The following is a 19,625-nucleotide window of genomic DNA, read 5'->3' as shown; positions in this document are numbered from 1 at the left end:
TCACGCGGCCGCGGCCCGCAGGCGCTTGACGAAGTCGCCGAAGGGCCGCGCCTCCCAGCGCTCCGCCACGGCGGCGGTGGCGGCGCGGAACGGCGCCTGCTCCACCGTGTTCACCGCCACGGCCGAGTTGGCGCGGAACTCGCCCAGCAGTTTCGCGTCCACCTCCTGCGACAGGTTGCGCTGCTCCGCCGCCGCTTCCTTCGCCGCGTCCTGGAGCATGCGCCGGTCGTCGGGCCGCAGCCGCCCCCAGGCAATGCGGGAGACGAGGACGGGGTTGCACTCCCACTTGTGGCCGGTGAGGGAGATGAAGCGGTTCACCTCGTAGAGCTTGGAGGACTGGATATTGGCCAGCGGGTTCTCCTGCCCGTCCACCACGCCCTGCTGCAGGGCCACGTAGAGCTCGTTGAAGTTGATCTGCTGCGTCGCGGCGCCGAGGGATTGGAAGATGTCGATCGTCATCGGGTCGGGCGGGGTGCGGAGCTTCAGCCCGCGCAGGTCCTCCGGCCGGTTGACCGCGCGCTTGCTGTTCGTGGTGTGGCGGATGCCGTTGTCCCAGAATCCGAGGGAGATGAGGCCAACCCCTTCGAAGCGCTTCGCCAGTTCCTCGCCGATGGCGCCGTCCACCACGCGGTAGGCGGCGCCGGGATCCGCGAAGAGGAAGGGCAGGCCGAGAGCCGCGAGTTCCGGCAGCACCGCCGAGGACGCGCCCTGGCTGTTGACGGAGATGTCGAGCGTGCCGGTCCGCAGCGCCGTCAGCATCGCCGCGTCGTCACCGAGCTGGGCGGAGCCGGCGACGCGCATCTCGATCCGGCCGTTGCTCTGCTCTCGCAGGCGGGACGCCATGCGCTCCGCCGCCACGCTGCGCGGGTTGCCCGGCGCGGCGCCGTGGCCGAGGGTGAGCCGCACCTGGCCCTGCGCCCGCAGGACAGCCGGGGTGGCCAGGATGCCGGCCGCGCCGAGCAGCGCCGCGCGGCGGGTGATGTTGGCGTTCATGGTCTTTCCTCCCGGGTTTTCGTTCTTGGTTACTGAAGGCAGCTTCGAAGGCTGCCCGCCATGGCCTCGGCGGAGATCCCGTATCGGTCGTGCAGCGTAGGCAAGGCGCCGGCGTCGAGGAAAGCGTCGGGCAGGGCCACCTGCCGGAAGCGCGGCGGGGCCACCCCGCCCCGCAGCAGGACGCCCGCCACTGCTTCTCCAAGGCCGCCGATGACGGAGTGGTTCTCCGCCACCACCACCATGCGGCCGGTGCGGCCCGCCTCCCGCAGGATCGTCGCCTCATCCAGCGGCTTGATCGTCGGCACGTGGAGGACGGCCACGCCCACCCGGTCGGCTTCCAGCCGCTGCGCCGCCTCCAGCGCGCGCATGGTCATCAAGCCGGTGGAGATCACCAGGATTTCCGCGCCGTCGCGCAGCAGCTTCGCCTTGCCCAGTTCGAAGCGGTAGTCGTACTCGTCCAGCACCAGCGGCACCTTGCCGCGCAGCAGCCGCATGTAGACGGGGCCGTGATGCGCCGCGATCGCCTGCGTCGCCTGCTCGATGTCGAGCGCGTCGCAGGGATCGACGATCGTCAGGTCCGGCATCCCCCGGAAGATCGCCAGGTCCTCCGTCGCCTGATGGCTGGGGCCGTAGCCCGTGGTCAGGCCGGGAAGGGCGCAGCAGATCTTCACGTTCAGCCCCTCCTCCACGATCCCCTGCGAGATGAAGTCATAGGTGCGGCGGGCGGCGAAGACGGCGTAGGTCGTCACGAAGGGCGTGAAGCCCTCATGCGCCAGCCCGGCCGCGGCGAGCATCAGGTTCTGCTCGGCCATGCCCATCTGGTAGTAGCGGTCGGGGAAGGCCGCGCCGAAGACATGCAGGTCCGTATACTTCCCGAGATCGGCGGTGAGGCCGAGGATGTCCGGCCGCTCCCGCGCCACCTTCACCAGCGCCTCGCCGAAGGGCGCCGCGCTCGTGCGCTGCCCTTCGGAGGCGATGGAGGCGATCATCGCCGAAGTTGTCAGCTTCGGCTTGGATGGATCGAGGACGGCGGCGGCCTCGCCCCAGGACCCGCGCCCCCAGGGGCCGCGCTTCACCTTCATCATGCCGCCGCTCCCTCGTCCAGCGCCGCAACCGCCAGGTCCCATTCATGCGCTTCCACGCGCAGGAAGTGCGACTTCTCCCGCCCTTCCAGGAAGGACACGCCCTTCGCCATCTTCGTGTCGCAGATGATCACGCGGGGCTTCGGCTCCCGCAGCTCGCGCGCGGTGTCGAAGGCGCGGATCAGGGCAGGGATGTCGTTGCCGTCCACGCGCTGGACGTGCCAGCCGAAGGCCTCCCACTTCGCAGGAAGCGGCTCGAAATTCAGCACGCCGGTCGAGACGCCGTCGGCCTGCATCCGGTTCACGTCAACGATGCAGATCAGGTTGTCCAGCTTCCAGTGGCCGGCGGACATCGCGGCCTCCCAGGTCGGTCCCTCGTCCAGCTCGCCGTCGGACATGAGGTTATAGACGAAGCGGTCGGAGCCCTTGCGGCGCAGGCCGAGACCGATCCCGACGGCGATGCCGAGCCCGAGGCCGAGCGAGCCGCCGCTGATCTCCATCCCCGGCGTGTAGCTTGCCATCCCCGACATCGGCAGGCGGGATTCGTCGGAGCCGTAGGTCTCCAGCTCGTCCTTCGGCACGATCCCCGCCTCGATCAGCGCGGCGTAGAGGGCGATGGCGTAGTGGCCGATGGAGAGGAGGAAGCGGTCGCGCTCCTCCCATTCCGGGTCCTCCGGGCGGAAGCGCAGCGCGTGGAAGTAGGAGACGGCCAGCACGTCGGCGACGCCGAGCGCCTGGGCGATGTAGCCCTGGCCCTGAACCTGCCCCATCCGCAGCGCGTGGCGCCGGATGTTGCGCGCCCGCTCCTCCAGGCCCGGCGCATTGGCGCGCGCCCCCGTGACCGCGTTCATGCCGCGTGTCCTCCCTCGCTTGTTGAATGCCGATCCCGTCGCCTTGGCCGGGGCGGCGCGCCTAGTGGATCAGCATCCCGCCGTTCACGTCGATCACGGCGCCGGTGACGTAGGAGGAGAGGTCGGAGGCGAGAAACAGGTAGATCCGCGCCACGTCCTCCGCGTCTCCCAGCCGGTTCAGCGGGATGCCCTTCAGGATCTCCGCCCGCATCTCGGGCGTGAGCTTGCCGCCGGTGATGTCGGTCTGGATGAGCCCGGGCGTCACGCTGTTCACGCGGATGCCGTCCGGCCCCAGCTCCCGCGCCATCGCCTTTGCCAGGCCCAGCACGCCCGCCTTCGCGGCGGAGTAGTGCGGGCCGCCGAAGATGCCGCCGCCGCGCTGCGCGGAAACGGAGGACATGCAGGCGATGGAGCCCTGCTTGCGCTCCCGCATATGCGGGATGAAGGCCTGGGAGAGGTAGAGGACGCCCGTCATGTTCACGTCCACCACGCGCTCCCAGTTCTCCGGCCCGATCTCCATGATCTTCAGCGGCTGGGTGATGCCCGCATTGTTGACGAGGATGTCCACCTTGCCGAAGGCGGCGATGGCGCCCTCCGCCGCCCGGCGGCAGCTCCCGAGATCGGCGACGTCGCAGCCGAGGCCGACATGCCCCTCGCCCAGCTCCGCCGCGGCGGCCTTCGCGCCCGCCTCGTCAAGGTCGAGGATCGCGACGCGGGCGCCGTGCTGGGCGAAGAGGCGGGCGGTGGCGCGGCCGATGCCGCGCGCGCTGGCCGCGCCGGAGATCACCGCGGTCTTGTCCGCAAGGAGCATTTGTTTCCTCCTGAGTCTTATGCAGGAGTGTGTCGGCTCTTCCTCGGCTCATGAACAAGCGAGAAATTCGCGCCATCCGGTGAAGTGGATTCACCTTTGCCCGGCGCCGTGCTCCCCACCGACGACGGCGTGCTCGCGCATGCCCGCTTCCAGGTCCTCCGCGTTGACGTCCAGGCCCAGTTCCTTCGCCAGCCAGCCGAGGAACAGCACCAGGGACCGGGCGTAGCGCTTGGCCTTGGGGAAGACGAGCCAGTGGCCGGTATAGACCACGTCCTCGCAGATGCCGGCGAGCGGGCGCACGAGGCGGCCGGCCGCGATCTCCCGCTCCGCCAGCAGCGTGGATTCGAGGGCGACGCCGAGCCCATCGGCGGCCGCGCTGATGGAGATGAAGCTGCGGTCGAAGCGCGGTCCGCGCGGCGCGGGCGCGACCAGGCCGTTCGCGCCGAACCAGCCGGGCCAGCGGACCCGCTTGTTGTCGCTCTCGATCAGGGTCTGGCCGAAGAGGTCGCGCGCCTCCCGGATCGAGGGCGCCATTGAGGGGGCGCAGAGCGGCGTGATCGTCTCCGTCCCCAGCGGCAGGACGACGAGGCCGCCATGGCCGCCGCTGCCGTAGTATTCCGGGGGCGGCGCGCCGTAGACGATGTCCGCGTCGAACTCGTCCGCGAGGAAGCGCGTGTAGTCCGTGCCGGCGGCGATCCGCAGTTCCAGCCCCTCGCATTCCTGCAGCAGCCGCCCGAGGCGTGGCACGAGCCATTGCGCCGCGAAGCTCGGCGCGGAGTGCAGCTTCAGCAGCAGCGGGCGCCGGGCCGCGACGGAGCCGATGCCGAGCGCCAGCTCCCCGAATCCGCGCTCCACGTGCCGCATCAGCGTCTGGCCTTCCGGCGTGAGGCGGATCGCGCGCCCCTCCCGCTCGAAGAGCACCGTGCCGAGGTCGCGCTCCAGGCCGCGGATCGCATGGCTTACCGCGCTCGGCGTGAGGCCGAGGTCGTCCGCCGCGGAGCGGAAGGAGCCGGTGCGGGTCGCGGCCTCGAAGGCGCGAAGCGCACTGAGGGGAAGGTGGGGGCGCACGAGGGTCAGGATGAGCCAGGCTCACCGGTCGGTGCAATCTATTCTCTTGTCGATGAGCCCGGCACGACGCACACGCAGAGGCAACGAAGAATGCGTGGAACGAGGAGGCGTCGTTGAGCGGCAGCGTGGACGCGGTCCGGATGGCGCACGCCATTCGCTTCCTGACGATGGACGCCTGCGAGCGCGTCGGCGAGGGGCATCCCGGTACGCCGCTCGGCGCCGCCGACACGGCGACGGCGCTCTACCGCGACCACCTCCGGCACAATCCTGCGGACCCGCTGTGGTTCGACCGCGACCGCGTCGTGCTGTCGAACGGCCACGGCTCCATGCTGCTCTACGCGCTGCTGCACCTCAGCGGCTACGAGCCCTTCTCCCTCGACGCGATCCGGCGCTTCCGCGAGCTGGGATCCCCCTGCGAGGGCCATCCGGAACGGGCGCCGGAGCACGGGGTGGAGGTAACGACAGGGCCGCTCGGCCAGGGGATCGCGAACGCGGCCGGCATGGCGCTGGCCGAGGCCTTCCTGCACCACCGCCTCGGCCCGGACATCGTGGACCATCGCACCTGGGCCATGGTTGGCGATGGCTGCCTGCAGGAAGGGGTGGGGCAGGAGGTCATTTCCCTCGCCGGGCACCTGCGGTTGGGGAAGCTCACCTTCCTCTGGGACGACAACCGGATGACGGATGACGGCGAGATCGGCCTCGCCCAGGGCGATGACATGCCCGCGCGCTTCCGCCTCTCCGGATGGCACGTCGAGGAGGTGGACGGTCACGACGCCGCGGCGGTCTCGGCCGCCATCATCAGGGGAAAGGCCGATCCGCGGCCGACGATGATCGCGTGCCGCACCATCATCGGGCGCGGCGTGCCGGGGGTGGAGGGAACGCGGGCCGCGCATTCCGCCCGCCTCCTGCCGCACCACACAGGCGCGGCGCGGGCGGCTCTCGGCTGGCCCTATCTGGCCTTCGAGGTGCCGGGAGACGTGCAGACCGCGTGGCGTGAGGCCGGGCGGCGCAGCCTGCCGGACTACGAGGCGTGGCAGGCCCGCGTCGCCGCCCTGCCCGCCGACAGGCGCCGAGAGCTCGACCGGCTGCGGGAAGGGCGCCTGCCGGAGGGCTGGGCGGACGCGCTGCGGGACTACGCCCGGCAGGCGGCGGCCGGGGGGCGGGCCGAGTACGGCATCCGCATCTCCGGCGACCTCGTGGACCGGCTGGCGGCCGTGATCCCCGAGTTGATCTCCGGCGCCCCGGACCTGGAGGGCGCGACGGCGCACAAGCGCTCCCTCCGCCCCTTCACCTCGGCGGATCAGGGCGGGCGCTACGTCCATTACGGCATCCGCGAGCACGCGATGGGCGCGATGATGAACGGCATGGCGGCGCATGGCGGGGTGGTGCCGGTCGGCGTGACCTACCTCGTCTTCTCCGACTACCTGCGCCCCACCCTGCGGCTGGCGGCGATGATGGGCCTGCCCTCCCTCTTCGTCTTCAGCCACGATTCCATTGGAATCGGCCGGAACGGGCCGACGCACCAGCCGGTGGAGTACCTGGCCTCGCTCCGCGCCATCCCGAACATGCTCACCTTCCGGCCCGCCGACGCGGTGGAAGCGGCGGAGTGCTGGGAGCTTGCCCTCGCGAACCGTGGCGGCCCCTCCTCCCTCGTCTTCGCGCGCCAGCCCCTGCCACCGGTGCGGCGGGACGCCGGCGAGAACCGCTCGGCCCGCGGCGCCTACGTGCTGGAGGAGGCGGAGGGCGGCGCACCGCGCGTCACGCTCCTCGCGACGGGATCCGAGGTCGCGCTCGCGCTGCGGGCCCGGGAGGCGCTGCAGGCCAGGGGCGTGGCGACGGCCGTCGTCTCCATGCCCTGCTGGGAGCTCTTCGAACGGCAGGAACGGGCCTACCAGCACGCCGTCCTCGGGCGGGGAACGGTGCGCGTGGGCGTGGAGGCAGCGGTGCGCCTCGGCTGGGACCGCTGGCTCGGCGATGGGGGCGGCTTCGTCGGGATGTCGGGCTACGGCGCCTCGGGCGCCGAGGACGACCTCTGGCGGCATTTCGGCATCACCGCCGGGGCGATCGCCGATGAGGCCGAGCGATGCCTGGGGATGGCATCCGGCGTGACCTAGCGCGCCACGAGCCGATATCCTGGCACCAGGGCGCCCCGGTTCACGGCCACGCGGGCCCTGGATGCCAGGGAGAGTAGGATAGGGAATGGTGACGCCTGACTGGGTGACGCTGCGCATCCTGCTTGCCACGGCGGATCTGGGCAGCATCACCCGCGCCGCCGTGCGCTGCGGCATCGCCACCTCGGCCGCCGCCAAGCGGCTCCAGATGCTGGAGGCCGAGTGCGGCACCCCCATCCTGGAGCGCGGGCCGCGCGGCGTGCGGCTGACGGCCGCCGGGCAGGCAGTGGTGCGGCACGGCCGCAGCGCCTTCTCGCTGATGGCGCGGCTGGAGGACGAGCTGCGCGCCCTCGCCGAGGGCGGGCTGGGCCATGTGCGGCTCCATGCCACCGCCTCCTGCATCGCCGGCCACCCGCTGCCAGAGGCGCTGGAGCGCTTCGCACGGGCCCGGCCCGGCATCCGCGTCGAGCTGCAGGAGGACACCAGCCTCCGCATCCTGCAGGACCTGCTGGAGGACCGGGCGGATCTCGGCCTCGTCACCGTCGCCGGCCCGCTGCCGCCGGGGCTGGAAGGACAGTCCTGGCGCGAGGACCGGCTGCTCGTGGTGATGCCGGCCGGCCACCCGCTGGCCACCGCCGCCTCGCTCACCTTCGACGCCGTGCTGGACCTGCCGGTGATCGGGGCGGTGGAGGCCGGCGCCCTCGCCCTGCTGCTGGAGGAGCAGGCGCAGCGGCGCGGCCGCCCCCTGCCCTACCGCTTTCGGGTAGCGGGAACGGATGCCGTCCGGCGGATGGTCGCGGCCGGGCACGGGGTGACGGTGATGCCGGACGGGGTCGCCCGCCCCTACGAGGCCGCGCTGGGCCTGCACGGCGTGCCGCTGGCTGAGCCCTGGGCCGTTCGCCGCCTGCGCCTGGTGGCCCGCCCGGCCGGCCTTCTCTCCCCGCCCGCACGCCTCCTAGCCGCTCATCTCCTGTCGGGGCGTTCTCCGCCCGCGGACGCTCCCCGCGCGGAATAGCGATTCTCCCGCCCGGTCCGCGAACGCAAAATGCGCGGAGAAAAGCGGCCCGGAGAACGGCGATGGTCACGGTGAGGGAGGTTGGCCCGCGCGACGGGCTGCAGATGGCGAAGTCGGCCATGCCGACGGCCGCCAAGCTGCGCTGGATCGGCGCCATGGTTGCCGCCGGGGTGCGGGAGATGGAGGTGGCGAGCTTCGTGCCGCCCACCGCCCTGCCGCAGATGGCCGATGCCGCGGAGGTGGTGCGGGCCGTGCGCGCCGCCCACCCCGCCCTGCGCGTCGTCGCCCTGGCCCCAAATCTGCGGGGCGCTCAGAACGCCGCTGCCGCCGGAGCGCAATCGGTCATCATTCCCGTCTCCGCCAGCGAGGCGCACAGTCGCTCCAACGTCCGCCGGGCCCGGGCCGAGCAGGTGGCCGAGGTGGCGCGGGTGGTGGAATGGGCGCGCGGCCTCGGCCCCGATGCGCCACGGATCGAGGCCGGCATCGCCACCGCCTTCGGTTGCTCCCTCCAGGGTGAGGTGCCGGAAAGCGAGGTCGTGGCGCTTGCCGCCGAGCTGGCCCGCGCGGGGGCGGATGTGATCGCGCTCGCGGATACGCTCGGCTACGCCACGCCCTCGCATGTGCGCCGCCTTGTGCGCGCCGTGCGGGCGGAGGTGGGAGCGGAGCGCTTCGGCAACCTGCACCTGCACGACACGCTCGGCACCGCGCTGGCGAACGCCCTGGCCGCGCTGGAGGAGGGGGTGCGTGGCTTCGACGCCGCCCTCGGCGGCCTCGGCGGCTGTCCCTACGCACCCGGCTCGGTCGGCAATGTCTGCACCGAAGACCTGGTGCACATGCTGGAATCCGAGGGCTTCGACACCGGCATCGACCTGCACGCCCTGATCGCGGCGCGCGAGGCGCTGCGCGAAGGCCTGCCCGACGAGCCCCTGCACGGCCGCGTGGCGGCTGCCGGCGTGCCGCGGACCTACAGCCCCGCCAAGGTCGCGAAGCCGGTGCCAGTGGCCCCCGCCGCGCCGCGCAAGCTGCCGCTGGAGGGCCTGCGCGTGGTCGAGTTCAGCCACATGGTCATGGGGCCGAGCTGCGGCATGGTGCTGGCCGATCTCGGCGCCGACGTGGTCAAGGTGGAGCCCGCGCCGGGCGGCGACAACACGCGCCGCCTGACCGGTCCCGCCATCGGCTTCTTCCCGACCTTCAACCGTAACAAGCGCAGCCTCTGCGTGGACCTGGAGAAGCCCGCTGGCCTTGCCCTGGTGCAGAAGCTGGTGGCGGATGCCGACGTGGTGCTGGAGAACTTCCGCCCGGGCGCCATGGACAAGCTCGGCCTGGGCTATGGGGCGCTCTCGGCGGCGAACCCGCGCCTGATCTACCTCTCCTGCAAGGGCTTCCTGCCCGGCCCCTACGAGAACCGCGCCGCGCTGGACGAGGTGGTGCAGATGATGGGCGGCCTGGCCTACATGACCGGCCCGCCCGGCCAGCCGCTGCGGGCCGGCACCTCCATCAACGACATCATGGGCGGCGTCTTCGGGGCCGTGGCCATCCTCGCCGCGCTGCGGGAGCGGGAGGCGACGGGGCGCGGCGGCCTCGTCCAGTCCGGCCTGTTCGAGACCAACATGCTGCTGGTGGCCCAGCACATGGCCAGCGCCGCCATCACCGGCCGCAACCCCCCGCCCTTCGGCGACAAGTCCATGCCCAAGCCCTGGCCGCTCTACGACGTCTTCGACAGCGCCGACGAGGGGCGCCAAGTCTTCGTCGGGGTGGTCACCACCACCCAATGGCAGGCCTTCTGCCGCGCCTTTGGGCTGGAGGACATGCTGGCCGATCCGTCCCTGGCCACCATGGGGCAGCTGGCCGCCGCGCGGCCCCGGATCGGGGCGCGCGTGGCGGAGGTGTTCCGCGCCATGCCACAGGCCGAGCTCATGGCGCGCTGCGAAGCGCTGGGCCTGCCCTTCGCCCCGATCGCCCGCCCCGCCGACCTGTTCGACGACCCGCACCTCAACGCCTCCGGCGGGCTGATGCCGGTGGCGATGGAGAGCGCGGCCGGCGCCCCGGGCGGCGCGCCCGCCATGCCGGTGGCGGGCATCCCCGGCCTGCCCGTGCTGATGGGCGGCGGCCGCACCGCGCTGCGCCGCCAGCCGCCACGGACCGGAGAGCACGGGATCGAGATCGCGCGCGAGGCCGGGCTGGGGGAGGCCGAGATCGCCGCCCTGCTGGCCGAGGGCGCCCTGCAGCCCGGGGAGACGCCCGCCCTGGCCGCCGAGTGACGCGGCCCGGCCTCGACGCCGGGCCACGAGAGAAGACCAACGAAGAACGACACGGAGGAACCGAGAGTGACGATCCTGTCCCGCCGCAACGCGGCCAAGCTGATCCTTGCGGGTGCCGGCCTCGCCGCCGCGCCGCGCGCCTTCGCCCAGGCCTATCCGTCGAAGAGCGTGCGGATCATCGTGCCCTTCCCGCCGGGCCAGGCGAACGACATCTTCTGCCGCCTGCTGGCGGACAAGGCCTCGGAAGGGCGCTTCCGGGCCAACCGCGTGGTGACGGAGAACCGCCCGGGCGCCGGCGGCACGATCGGCATGCAAGCTGTCGCCCGCGCCGCGCCGGACGGCTACACCCTCGGCTTCGGCAGCCTTGCCAGCCTGGCCATCAACCCCGCCATCATGCGGAACATGCCCTACGACGCCGAGCGCGACTTTGCGCCTGTGATTCGCGTCTTCCAGGCGCCTCTCGTGCTGCTGGTGCCGAAGGACGGCCCGCGGGACGTGGCGGAACTGATCCGCAAGCTGAAGGCGGGCGGAATGAACTTCGGCTCCAGCGGCCCCGGCTCCACCCAGCACATGGGGAGCGAGCTGTTCCTCCAGGGCATCGGCGCCAGCGCAACCCATGTTCCCTACCGCGGCGCCGGCCCGATGCTGACGGACCTGATGGCGGGTTCTCTCGGCTTCGCCATGGAGAGCACGGCCTCCGCCATCCCGCTGGTGCGGGACGGGGGTCTGCGGGCGCTGGCCGTGACCGACACCGCCCGCCGGCCGCAGCTTCCCGATGTGCCGACCCTGGCGGAGGCGACGGGGCTGCGGGACAGCACTACCTACGGTTCCGGCGGAATCGTCGCGCCCGCCGGCACGCCGCCCGCCGTGATCGAGGCCCTCTACGAGGCGTTCGGGGAGGCGATGCGCGACCCGACCGTTCGCGCCCGCTTCGAGGAGCAGGCGACCACGCCCCTGGCCGAAGGACCCCAGGCCTTCTCAGCCTTCCTGAAGGCGGAGCAGGCGAAGTGGAAGGGGGTCGCCGAGCGGGGGAAGATCGTGATCGAGTAGGCGGCGGCAGGGCCGACCCGCCGCGGGCCCGGGAAGCCGGGCCGGGCAGGAGGGGCGGCTGCCACCGCCCACGCCACCGGCCGCCGAGGAAGAACACGCATGCCGCTCTATGCCCTGAACGAGCTCTCACCGACCCTGCCGGCCGCGGACCGGTTCTGGATCGCGCCGGACGCCCAGGTCATCGGCGATGTCGCCCTCGGAGATGATGTCAGCTTCTGGTTCGGGGCCGTGGCGCGCGGGGACAACACGCGCATCACGATCGGCGCGCGCACCAATATCCAGGAGGGCGCGATGCTGCACTCCGATCCGGGGGCGCCGCTGACCATCGGCGCCGACGTCACCGTGGGCCACCACGCCATCCTGCACGGCTGCACGGTGGGCGACTGCTCCCTCATCGGCATGGGGGCGACCGTCCTGAACAAGGCGCGGATCGGCCGCCACTGCATCGTGGGCGCCAACGCCCTCGTCACCGAGGGCAAGGAATTTCCGGCCTTCTCCCTCATCGTCGGCTCGCCCGCCCGGGTCGTCCGCACGCTCGACCCGGCGGTGGCGGACACCCTCCTCGACTCGGCGGCGCGCTACGTCGCCAACTGGCGCCGCTTCGCGGCCGGGCTTCAGCAGATCGGCTGACCACCGGGGCGGCGCGCCGGCCGCCCGTTCGCTGACCCGGCGGTGCAGCATCCCCGGACGGTGGCCATGCCAAGTACGGCCGAGAGGAGCCGTCCCTCCTGCCATGCGGCCTGGCCGAGCCAGATCTAGCGCGGCCGCCCTGCCTGCCGGTCCGGTGACCAGCAGCCCCGCCCGGGGCCGAATCCGATAGGTCGGCGCCGTGCGGGCACGCTTGGGCCATGCACGTGCGGTGGTGCAACTGGCCGCCGATCATCACCACCCAGCCCGTGACGCAGGTGTTCCCGCCCTCATGCCCTGCCGGGCGAATGGGGCTGCCCACCCGTACCCGGGGTGGCCCGCGGCAGCGGCTGGCAAGGCGCCATCAGGGCCGCAATCTCCGGAATAGCGGCGTCCAGAGGGTCGCGATCCATCCCTCCGGCTCGCGCCAGCCCAGGCGAGGTCCGGTGCTGCCTCCTCGGCAGGCAGGTTCCCGTCCCGTCCAGCATGGAGGTCGCCCATTCTGCACGCGAAAGCCGCGGCCAGAGCCCCTTCAGACAGGGCTGGAACAGGCCGAACCGTTGCGGTATCGATACTTCTTGCTCACAAGAAATTTACGTGTTAGAGGCCAGAACCGATCCAGTCTCAAAAAAGGCGTATCATGTACTTTTTTCAGCGCGACCCCAGTACCGGTACGGCTGACGTCTCCTTCGCCGGAGACTCGGCCCGGCTCCTCAAGGCCGGCACGGTGGTCGCGGACTGGACGTCGGGGGGTCTGATCGAGAACGTGCCGGAGGGGGACGGCTACGTCCTCGAGGTCAACAATGGCGGCACCATCACCAGCACCGACGTCGCCATCGGGATCGTCGTCGCCGCGCTCGGCCAGTCCAACATGTCCCGCTGGTTCAGCTACGCGACCACGCAGGAGCCGCTCGGCTCGACCTACATGCTGGATGCGTCGGGGGCCTGGGCGCCGCCGGCAGGGGCCGGGGCGATCGCCTTCGGCAACGCGCTGGCCGAGGCGACCGGCGCTCCGGTCGCGATCATCAACGCGGCCGTCGGAGCGACCTCCCTCCTGCCGGAGAACAACAGGGGCAACGGCTACTGGCTGACAGACGAGCCGGGCTCGCTCTTCGCCAACGCGAAGGCCCAGTTGGCGTCCATCGGCAACCGCGCGGAATACGTGATCTGGGCGCAGGGCGAGAACGACGCCCGCACGGCCACGGCCGCGAACCACGACACCTATGGCAATGAGCTGGGAAGGTTCTTCGACTGGGTCAGGGCCGCCTTCTCGCCCGACAGGATCGTCATCCAGGAGATCGGCCTGGGTCCCAATGGCAGCTATGCCGGGGTCCGGGCCGCCCAGTCGGACATCATCGGCAGCGATCCGTCCGTGGTGATCGGCGCGAAGACGCTCGATCTCTCCACGGTGGACGGAATCCATATGGACGGCGCCTCCTCGGCCCTCGCGGCCGAGCGGATGGCGGCCAGCATCGCGGAGCTGATACGCTCCGCCGCCAACCCGCCGGCGCCGAAGCCTGACGCCGGCGACGAGGCCTCCACCTCGCCCACCTTCGTGGAAACCCACGGGGGGGCCGGAGCGGATACGCTGCTCGGCGATGCCGCGCACAACATCCTGCTCGGCGAGGCAGGGAACGACAGCCTGTCCGGGCAGGGCGGGGCGGACCTGCTTCTCGGCGGGGAGGGGAACGACAGCCTGTCGGGTGGCGACGGGAACGACGCTCTCTCGGGCGGCGATGGAGACGACCAGCTGTCCGGGGGCAGCGGAAACGACGTGCTCTGGGGCGGCTACGGCGCGGACCGCCTGGCGAGCGGTGCCGGCAGGGACATCCTGAACGGCGGCGAAGGCCAGGACAGCTTCTTCGTCGAGGCGGGAAGAAGCACTGTCGCTGACCTGGGCCTGGGTGGTGCCGAGGTGCTGGTCGTCTCGGCCGGCGCGAGGGCCGAGGCGATGCTCGCGGCGAAATGGACGGCGACAGACGCCAGCACCAATGACGGCGTCGCCAGCATAGCCCTGAGAGGGTACAGCATCGACCTGAGCGCCGCGGGCGGGGGCGCCGGTTGGCAGGTCACCAACGGCACGAACGCCACCGCGGTCTCCATCACGGGATCCGCCAGGGCCGACACCCTGACCGGCGGCAATGGCCACGACCTTCTCCTCGGGGGCGAAGGCAATGACCGGCTCTCAGGCGGCGAGGGCAACGACACCCTCACGGGCGGGCAGGGCAACGATAGCCTGAGCGGCCGCGGAGGGATCGACACCTTCCATGTCGATGCCGGCACCGACAGCATCGCCGATCTCGGGCTGGGCGGCGCCGAGACCCTCGTGGTGTCGGCCGGTGCCCGCGCGAGCGCGAATATGGCGGCGAGCTGGGTTGCGGGCGCTGGAACCTGGAACGACGGCGTCGCGAACGTCAACCTGAAGGGCTTCAGCATCGACCTGAGCGCCGCGGGCGGCAGCGCCGGTTGGCAGGTTACCAACGGCACGAACGCCACCGCGGTCTCCATCACGGGATCTGCCAGGGCCGACACCCTGACCGGCGGCAATGGCCACGACCTTCTCCTCGGGGGCGAAGGCAATGACCGGCTCTCGGGCGGCGAGGGCAACGACACCCTCACGGGCGGGCAGGGCAACGACAGCCTGAGCGGCCGCGAGGGGATCGACACCTTTCATGTCGATGCCGGCACCGACAGCATCGCCGATCTCGGGCTGGGTGGCGCGGAGACGCTCACGGTGTCGGCCGGTGCCGTCGCCAATGCGAACCTGGCGGCGAGCTGGGTCGCGACCGCGGAAAGCTGGGCCGACGGCGTCGCGAACGTCAACCTGAAGGGCTTCAGCATCGACCTGAGCGCCGCGGGTGGCAGCGCCGGCTGGCGGATCACCAACGGCACGAATGCCACCGCGGTCTCCATCACCGGGTCCGCCAGGGCCGACGCCCTCGCCGGGGGCAACGGGGATGACGTTCTCCTCGGCGGCGCCGGCAGCGACCGCCTGACCGGCGGATCGGGCGCCGACACCTTCCGCTACGAGAGCATCGACGACAGCCCGGCCGGGAGAGGGCGTGACACCCTGCTCGACTTCCGCGCCGCCGAGGGCGACAGGATCGATCTCACGGCGATCGACTCAGATGTCGGCAGTGCCGACGACCAGACTTTCGCCTGGATCGGTGCGTCGCGCTTCTCCCGCTCGGCTGGCGAACTGAGGTTCAGCGCCGGAACCCTGCAGGGCGACGTCAACGGCGATGGCGTCGCGGATTTCGAGCTGGTGCTGAGCGGTGTGGGCACGCTCGACCCGACATCGATCTGGCTCTGACAGGCCGCCTCGGCCGCCTGCCGGGCAGCACGGCCCCGTCCGTTCCGGGGCCGCCCTTGCCGGCATCTCGCGCGGGCCGGATCAGCCCGCGCTGTCCAGGGCCAGGTTGAGCCGCAGCACGTTCACGCGGGGCGCACCTAGGATTCCCAGCCACGGCCCTGCGGTGCTGGCGTCCACCAGCGCGCGCACCCGCTCCTCCGGGAGACCCCGCACCCGCGCCACCCGCGCCACCTGGCGGGCGGCATTCTCCGGGCTGATGTCGGGATCGAGCCCCGAGCCGGAGGCGGTGACGGCGTCCGCCGGCACGGGCGCCGACCCGGCCTCCGCCACCCGCTCCTTCACCGCGTCCAGCAGGGCCTGGCTCGTCGGCCCGCGCTGGGATGCGGCCGAGGCGGCGGCGTTGTAGGGGGCGTCCACCGTCTTGCTGCTGTCCTGAGGGTCCGGCGCGCTGGTGGCGGAGGGGCGCGGGTGGAAGTAGCGCTCCCCCGTGAAGTTCTGGCCGATGAGAGCGGAGCCGATCACGCGCCCGTCGCGCTCGATGAGGGAGCCGCCGGCCTGGCGTGGCATCACCGCGCCGGCCACCGTGGTCATCACCGCGGGCGCGGCAAGGCCGAGGAGGAGAGTAAAGCCGAGGACGACCGTCGCGGCGGGACGAAGGATGGACATGGTTCAGGCGATCCCGAGGATCTGGAGGACGAGGTCGATGATCTTGATCCCGGCGAAGGGCGCGACGATGCCGCCCAGCCCGTAGATCAGCAGGTTCCGCCGCAGCAGCGCGGCCGCGCCCACCGGCGTGTAGCGCACCCCCCGCAGCGCGAGCGGCACCAGGGCCACGATGATCAGCGCGTTGAAGATCACGGCCGAGAGGATGGCGCTCTCCGGGCTCGCCAGGCGCATCACGTTCAGCGCCTGCAGCTCCGGGTATTGCAGCACGAAGATGGCCGGCAGGATGGCGAAGTACTTCGCCACGTCGTTGGCGATGGAGAAGGTGGTCAGCGCGCCGCGGGTGATGAGGAGCTGTTTGCCGATCTCCACCACCTCGATGAGCTTCGTGGGGTCGCTGTCCAGGTCCACCATGTTCCCGGCCTCGCGCGCGGCCTGGGTGCCGGTCTGCATGGCCACGCCCACATCGGCCTGGGCCAGGGCCGGCGCGTCGTTCGTGCCGTCGCCGGCCATGGCGACGAGCCGTCCCTCTCCCTGGGCGTCGCGGATGTACTGCAGCTTGTCCTGAGGTGTCGCCTCCGCGATGAAATCGTCCACCCCCGCCTCTGTCGCGATGGCGGCAGCGGTCAGGCGGTTGTCGCCCGTCACCATCACCGTGCGGATGCCCATCTTCCGAAGGGCCGCGAAGCGCTCGCGGATGCCGGGCTTGACGATGTCCTTCAGCTCGATGGCGCCGAGGATGCGGTTGTCCTTCGCCACAACCAGCGGCGTGCCGCCCACGCGGGCGATGCGGTCCACCGCCTCACGCAGCGCGGCCGGCGCTTCCTGCCCCGTGGCGCGGATCAGGGAATCGGCCGCACCCTTCCGGTACTGCGCCCCGTCCATATCCAGGCCGGAGGTGCGGGTCTGCGCTGTGAAGGGCACCACGGCGGCGTGCGCCGGCAGGGCCGGCGGCGCGATGCCGTGCCGCTCCCGCGCGAAAGCGAGGATGGAGCGCCCCTCCGGCGTCTCGTCCGCGAGTGAGGAGAGCACGGCGGCCTCCGCCAGGTCGCGCTCCGCCACGCCCGCCACCGGGACGAAGGCGGCGGCCTGGCGGTTGCCGAGGGTGATGGTGCCGGTCTTGTCCAGCAGCAGCACGTCCACGTCGCCCGCCGCCTCCACCGCGCGGCCGCTGGTCGCCATCACGTTGAAGCGCACCAGCCGGTCCATGCCGGCGATGCCGATGGCCGAGAGCAGGCCGCCGATCGTGGTGGGGATCAGCGTGACGAGTAACGCCGCCAGCACGGGCACGGAGGGCGGCTGGCCGTTCCAACTCGCCAGCCCGACGACGCTGGCCACCGCGATCAGGAAGATGATCGTCATCCCCGCCAGCAGGATGTCCAGCGCGATCTCGTTCGGCGTCTTCTGGCGGGCGGCGCCCTCGACGAGGGAGATCATGCGATCGAGGAAGGTGGAGCCGGGCGCGGCGGTGATCCGCACCACGATCCAGTCGGAGACGACGAGCGTGCCGCCGGTGACGGCGCTGCGGTCGCCGCCGCTCTCGCGGATCACCGGGGCGCTCTCGCCCGTCACCGCCGCCTCGTTCACGCTGGCGATGCCCTGCACCACCTCGCCGTCCGAGGGAATGAGGTCGCCGGCCTCGACGAGCACGAGGTCGCCCACATGCAGCTCCGTCGCGCCGCGCGGCTGCCAGAGAGAGCGGTCGTCCGCGCGGATCAGCAGCTTGGCCTGCGTGTCGGTGCGGGCCTTGCGCAGGCTCTCCGCCCGCGCCCGCCCGCGGCCCTCCGCCACGGCTTCCGCGAAGGTGGCGAAGAGGACGGTGAACCAGAGCCAGACCGCGATCCCGGCCTGGAAGCCCCAGGGCTCGCCGCGCCCGGCGGCGCTCCCCGCCAGGACGGTGACGAGGATGGAGACGACCTCGGTGACGAAGATCACGGGGTTCCGGATCAGCGTCGCGGGGTTCAGCTTGCGAAAGGCGTCCCCGATCGCGCGCGGCAGCAGCGCCGGGTCGAGCATCGGGGGACGGGCGCGCGTGGTGGCGCCCATGCCGGTGGTGGTGTCGAGCATCTGGGTTCGCCTCAGAAGGACTTGCCGGCGAGCATCGTGAAGTGCTCCGCGATCGGCCCGAGGGTGAGGGAGGGCAGGAACTGCAGCCCGCCGAGGATGAGGATCACGCCCGCCAGCAGCCCGGCAAAGAGTGGGCCGTGGGTGGGAAAGGTGCCCGCGCCTTCCGACGCCTTGGCCTTGGCGGCCAGCGAGCCCGCGATGGCCAGGACCGGCACGACGAAGGCGAAGCGGCCGAGCAGCATGGCGATGCCGAGGGTCGTGTTCAGCCAGGGCGTGTCGGCGGTGAGGCCGCCGAAGGCCGAGCCGTTGTTCCCCGCCGCCGAGGTGTAGGCGTAGAGCATCTCGGAGAGGCCGTGCGGCCCGGCATCCTGGATGGAGGAGACCGCGGCCGGCAGCACCAGGGATACGGCCGTGAAGCCGAGGATTGCGGTCGGCAGGATCAGCACCGCCAGCATCGCCAGCTTGATCTCCCGCGCCTGCACCTTCTTGCCCAGGTATTCCGGCGTGCGCCCCACCATCAGCCCGGCGACGAACACCGCCAGCAGCGCGAAGACGAGCATGCCGTAGAGACCCGATCCCACGCCGCCCGGCAGCACCTCGCCGAGCTGGATCAGGAACAGCGGCACCATCCCGCCCAGCGGCGTGAAGCTGTCCAGCATCGCGTTCACCGCGCCGCAGGAGGCGCCCGTGGTGGTGGCGGTGAAGAGCGCGACGAGCGGCAGGCCGAAGCGGAGGTCCTTGCCCTCCATGTTGCCCATGGCGGGATCGACGCCCATCGCCGTCATCAGCGGGTTGCCCGCGGCCTCGGCCGCGTAGATGGCGGCGGTGGCCACCACGACGAAGCCGACCATCACGGCCAACAGCGCGCGGCCCTGGCGGATATCGCCGACGATGCGCCCGAAGGTGAGGCAGAGCGCGAAGGGGATCACGGCCTGGGCCCAGATCTGCAGGGCGGTCGCGATCGCGTCCGGCCCCTCGAAAGGGTGCAGCGAGTTCACGCCGAAGAAGCCGCCGCCATTCGTGCCGAGATGCTTGATGGCGACCTGGAAGGCGACGGGGCCGAGCGGGACCGTCTGCTCCGCGCCCTCCAGCGTGGTGGCCGTGGCGTAGTCCGCGAAGGTCTGTGGCATGCCGAGCGCGACGAAGGCGAAGCCCAGCACCACCGCCAGCGGCAGCAGCACGTAGAGCGTGACGCGCGTGAGGTCCGCCCAGAAATTCCCGAGCTCCCGCACCCCGCCACGCGCGAAGGCGCGGGAGACGGCGAGCGCCAGCGCGATGCCGGTGGCCGCAGAGAGGAAGTTCTGCACCGCAAGCCCGGCCATCTGGGACAGGTAGGAGGCCGCGACCTCGCCCGAATAGGCCTGCCAGTTCGTGTTGGTGACGAAGCTGACAGCCGTGTTGAAGGCGAGCCAGGAGGACATGCCGGAAACGCCCTGCGGGTTCAGCGGCAGCACGCCCTGCAGCCGCAGGATGGCGAAGAGCAGCACGAAGCCCGCCGCGTTCACCGCGAGCATGGCGAGGGCATAGCTCTTCCAGTCCTGCCCGCGCTCCGGATCGATTCCCCCCGCGCGGTAGAACAGGGCTTCCACCGGCCGGAGCCAGGTGACGTGGCCACCGGCGACGGCGGCGATGTAGCGCCCCAGCGGCACGGCGGCCGCGACGGTGAGCGCGAGGACGAGCGCGATCTGCGCCCAGCCGAGGAGTGTCATGGAT

14 protein-coding genes are annotated in these 19,625 nt (G+C 71.8%); 6 read left to right on the top strand and 8 right to left on the bottom strand.

The window, feature by feature from the left end:
- From NRP21_RS24435 to NRP21_RS24415, 5 genes are all read right to left on the bottom strand, one after another.
- Complete coding sequence (locus NRP21_RS24435; protein WP_257718852.1) at window positions 1–993, bottom strand: TRAP transporter substrate-binding protein; 993 nt, start codon at window positions 991–993, stop codon at window positions 1–3.
- A gap of 29 nt (window positions 994–1,022) precedes the next feature.
- Window positions 1,023–2,078, bottom strand: coding sequence for a transketolase family protein (locus NRP21_RS24430; protein WP_257718851.1), 1,056 nt, complete (start codon window positions 2,076–2,078; stop codon window positions 1,023–1,025).
- On the bottom strand, window positions 2,075–2,926 hold the full coding sequence (locus tag NRP21_RS24425) for a transketolase (protein ID WP_257718850.1): 852 nt from the start codon (window positions 2,924–2,926) through the stop codon (window positions 2,075–2,077). The genes NRP21_RS24430 and NRP21_RS24425 overlap by 4 nt, the downstream gene beginning before the upstream one ends.
- Window positions 2,927–2,987: 61 nt before the next feature.
- Window positions 2,988–3,737 carry an SDR family NAD(P)-dependent oxidoreductase gene (locus NRP21_RS24420; RefSeq protein WP_257718849.1) on the bottom strand — a complete coding sequence of 250 codons (750 nt, stop codon included), beginning with the start codon at window positions 3,735–3,737 and terminating at the stop codon, window positions 2,988–2,990.
- A gap of 90 nt (window positions 3,738–3,827) precedes the next feature.
- Window positions 3,828–4,805, bottom strand: coding sequence for a LysR family transcriptional regulator (locus NRP21_RS24415; protein ID WP_257718848.1), 978 nt, complete (start codon window positions 4,803–4,805; stop codon window positions 3,828–3,830).
- A 113-nt stretch (window positions 4,806–4,918) separates the two neighbouring features.
- Between NRP21_RS24415 and NRP21_RS24410 the strand changes: the two genes are divergently transcribed.
- The 6 genes from NRP21_RS24410 to NRP21_RS27960 all read left to right on the top strand — a co-directional run bounded on the left by NRP21_RS24410 (window position 4,919) and on the right by NRP21_RS27960 (window position 15,182).
- Window positions 4,919–6,919, top strand: a complete 2,001-nt coding sequence (locus NRP21_RS24410; protein WP_308219933.1) for a transketolase family protein — start codon at window positions 4,919–4,921, stop codon at window positions 6,917–6,919.
- An 85-nt stretch (window positions 6,920–7,004) separates the two neighbouring features.
- Window positions 7,005–7,931, top strand: coding sequence for a LysR family transcriptional regulator (locus NRP21_RS24405; RefSeq protein WP_257718847.1), 927 nt, complete (start codon window positions 7,005–7,007; stop codon window positions 7,929–7,931).
- A 62-nt stretch (window positions 7,932–7,993) separates the two neighbouring features.
- The gene (locus tag NRP21_RS24400; RefSeq protein ID WP_257718846.1) at window positions 7,994–10,192 is read left to right on the top strand and encodes a hydroxymethylglutaryl-CoA lyase; all 2,199 of its coding nucleotides are present in this window, start codon (window positions 7,994–7,996) and stop codon (window positions 10,190–10,192) included.
- 66 nt (window positions 10,193–10,258) lie between these two features.
- Window positions 10,259–11,242 (top strand): Bug family tripartite tricarboxylate transporter substrate binding protein, encoded by a 984-nt coding sequence (locus tag NRP21_RS24395; RefSeq protein ID WP_257718845.1) that lies wholly within the window; start codon window positions 10,259–10,261, stop codon window positions 11,240–11,242.
- A 99-nt stretch (window positions 11,243–11,341) separates the two neighbouring features.
- The gene (locus tag NRP21_RS24390; RefSeq protein WP_257718844.1) at window positions 11,342–11,872 is read left to right on the top strand and encodes a gamma carbonic anhydrase family protein; all 531 of its coding nucleotides are present in this window, start codon (window positions 11,342–11,344) and stop codon (window positions 11,870–11,872) included.
- Window positions 11,873–12,509: 637 nt separating this feature from the next.
- Window positions 12,510–15,182: a sialate O-acetylesterase gene (locus tag NRP21_RS27960; RefSeq protein WP_308219932.1), complete on the top strand. Its 2,673-nt coding sequence runs from the start codon at window positions 12,510–12,512 to the stop codon at window positions 15,180–15,182.
- Window positions 15,183–15,263: 81 nt separating this feature from the next.
- Here the strand turns inward: NRP21_RS27960 and kdpC are convergent, their stop codons facing one another.
- Genes kdpC through kdpA form a run of 3 tightly spaced genes read right to left on the bottom strand, consistent with a single transcriptional unit; the run spans window position 15,264 to window position 19,621 of the window.
- The gene (gene kdpC / locus NRP21_RS24370; RefSeq protein ID WP_257718843.1) at window positions 15,264–15,848 is read right to left on the bottom strand and encodes a potassium-transporting ATPase subunit KdpC; all 585 of its coding nucleotides are present in this window, start codon (window positions 15,846–15,848) and stop codon (window positions 15,264–15,266) included.
- Between the two features lie 3 nt (window positions 15,849–15,851).
- Window positions 15,852–17,912, bottom strand: coding sequence for a potassium-transporting ATPase subunit KdpB (gene kdpB / locus NRP21_RS24365; RefSeq protein WP_408639659.1), 2,061 nt, complete (start codon window positions 17,910–17,912; stop codon window positions 15,852–15,854).
- An 11-nt stretch (window positions 17,913–17,923) separates the two neighbouring features.
- On the bottom strand, window positions 17,924–19,621 hold the full coding sequence (gene kdpA / locus NRP21_RS24360) for a potassium-transporting ATPase subunit KdpA (RefSeq protein WP_257718842.1): 1,698 nt from the start codon (window positions 19,619–19,621) through the stop codon (window positions 17,924–17,926).
- Window positions 19,622–19,625 lie beyond the last annotated feature (4 nt).

The sequence above is a fragment of the Roseomonas populi genome (assembly GCF_024594815.1).
In the GTDB taxonomy this organism is placed as follows: domain Bacteria; phylum Pseudomonadota; class Alphaproteobacteria; order Acetobacterales; family Acetobacteraceae; genus Roseomonas; species Roseomonas populi.
The sequence above is the reverse complement of the archived record's forward strand: the minus strand, read 5'-3'. Positions and strand labels throughout refer to the sequence as shown.

Excerpts from the sequence above, each read along its gene's own strand:
- NRP21_RS27960 (WP_308219932.1), top strand. The coding sequence starts at position 12,510 with ATGTACTTTTTTCAGCGCGACCCCAGTACCGGTACGGCTGACGTCTCC.
- kdpA (WP_257718842.1), bottom strand. The coding sequence starts at position 19,621 with ATGACACTCCTCGGCTGGGCGCAGATCGCGCTCGTCCTCGCGCTCACC.
- NRP21_RS24420 (WP_257718849.1), bottom strand. The coding sequence starts at position 3,737 with ATGCTCCTTGCGGACAAGACCGCGGTGATCTCCGGCGCGGCCAGCGCG.
- NRP21_RS24435 (WP_257718852.1), bottom strand. The coding sequence starts at position 993 with ATGAACGCCAACATCACCCGCCGCGCGGCGCTGCTCGGCGCGGCCGGC.
- NRP21_RS24425 (WP_257718850.1), bottom strand. The coding sequence starts at position 2,926 with ATGAACGCGGTCACGGGGGCGCGCGCCAATGCGCCGGGCCTGGAGGAG.
- NRP21_RS24400 (WP_257718846.1), top strand. The coding sequence starts at position 7,994 with ATGGTCACGGTGAGGGAGGTTGGCCCGCGCGACGGGCTGCAGATGGCG.
- kdpC (WP_257718843.1), bottom strand. The coding sequence starts at position 15,848 with ATGTCCATCCTTCGTCCCGCCGCGACGGTCGTCCTCGGCTTTACTCTC.
- NRP21_RS24405 (WP_257718847.1), top strand. The coding sequence starts at position 7,005 with ATGGTGACGCCTGACTGGGTGACGCTGCGCATCCTGCTTGCCACGGCG.
- kdpB (WP_408639659.1), bottom strand. The coding sequence starts at position 17,912 with ATGCTCGACACCACCACCGGCATGGGCGCCACCACGCGCGCCCGTCCC.
- NRP21_RS24390 (WP_257718844.1), top strand. The coding sequence starts at position 11,342 with ATGCCGCTCTATGCCCTGAACGAGCTCTCACCGACCCTGCCGGCCGCG.
- NRP21_RS24430 (WP_257718851.1), bottom strand. The coding sequence starts at position 2,078 with ATGATGAAGGTGAAGCGCGGCCCCTGGGGGCGCGGGTCCTGGGGCGAG.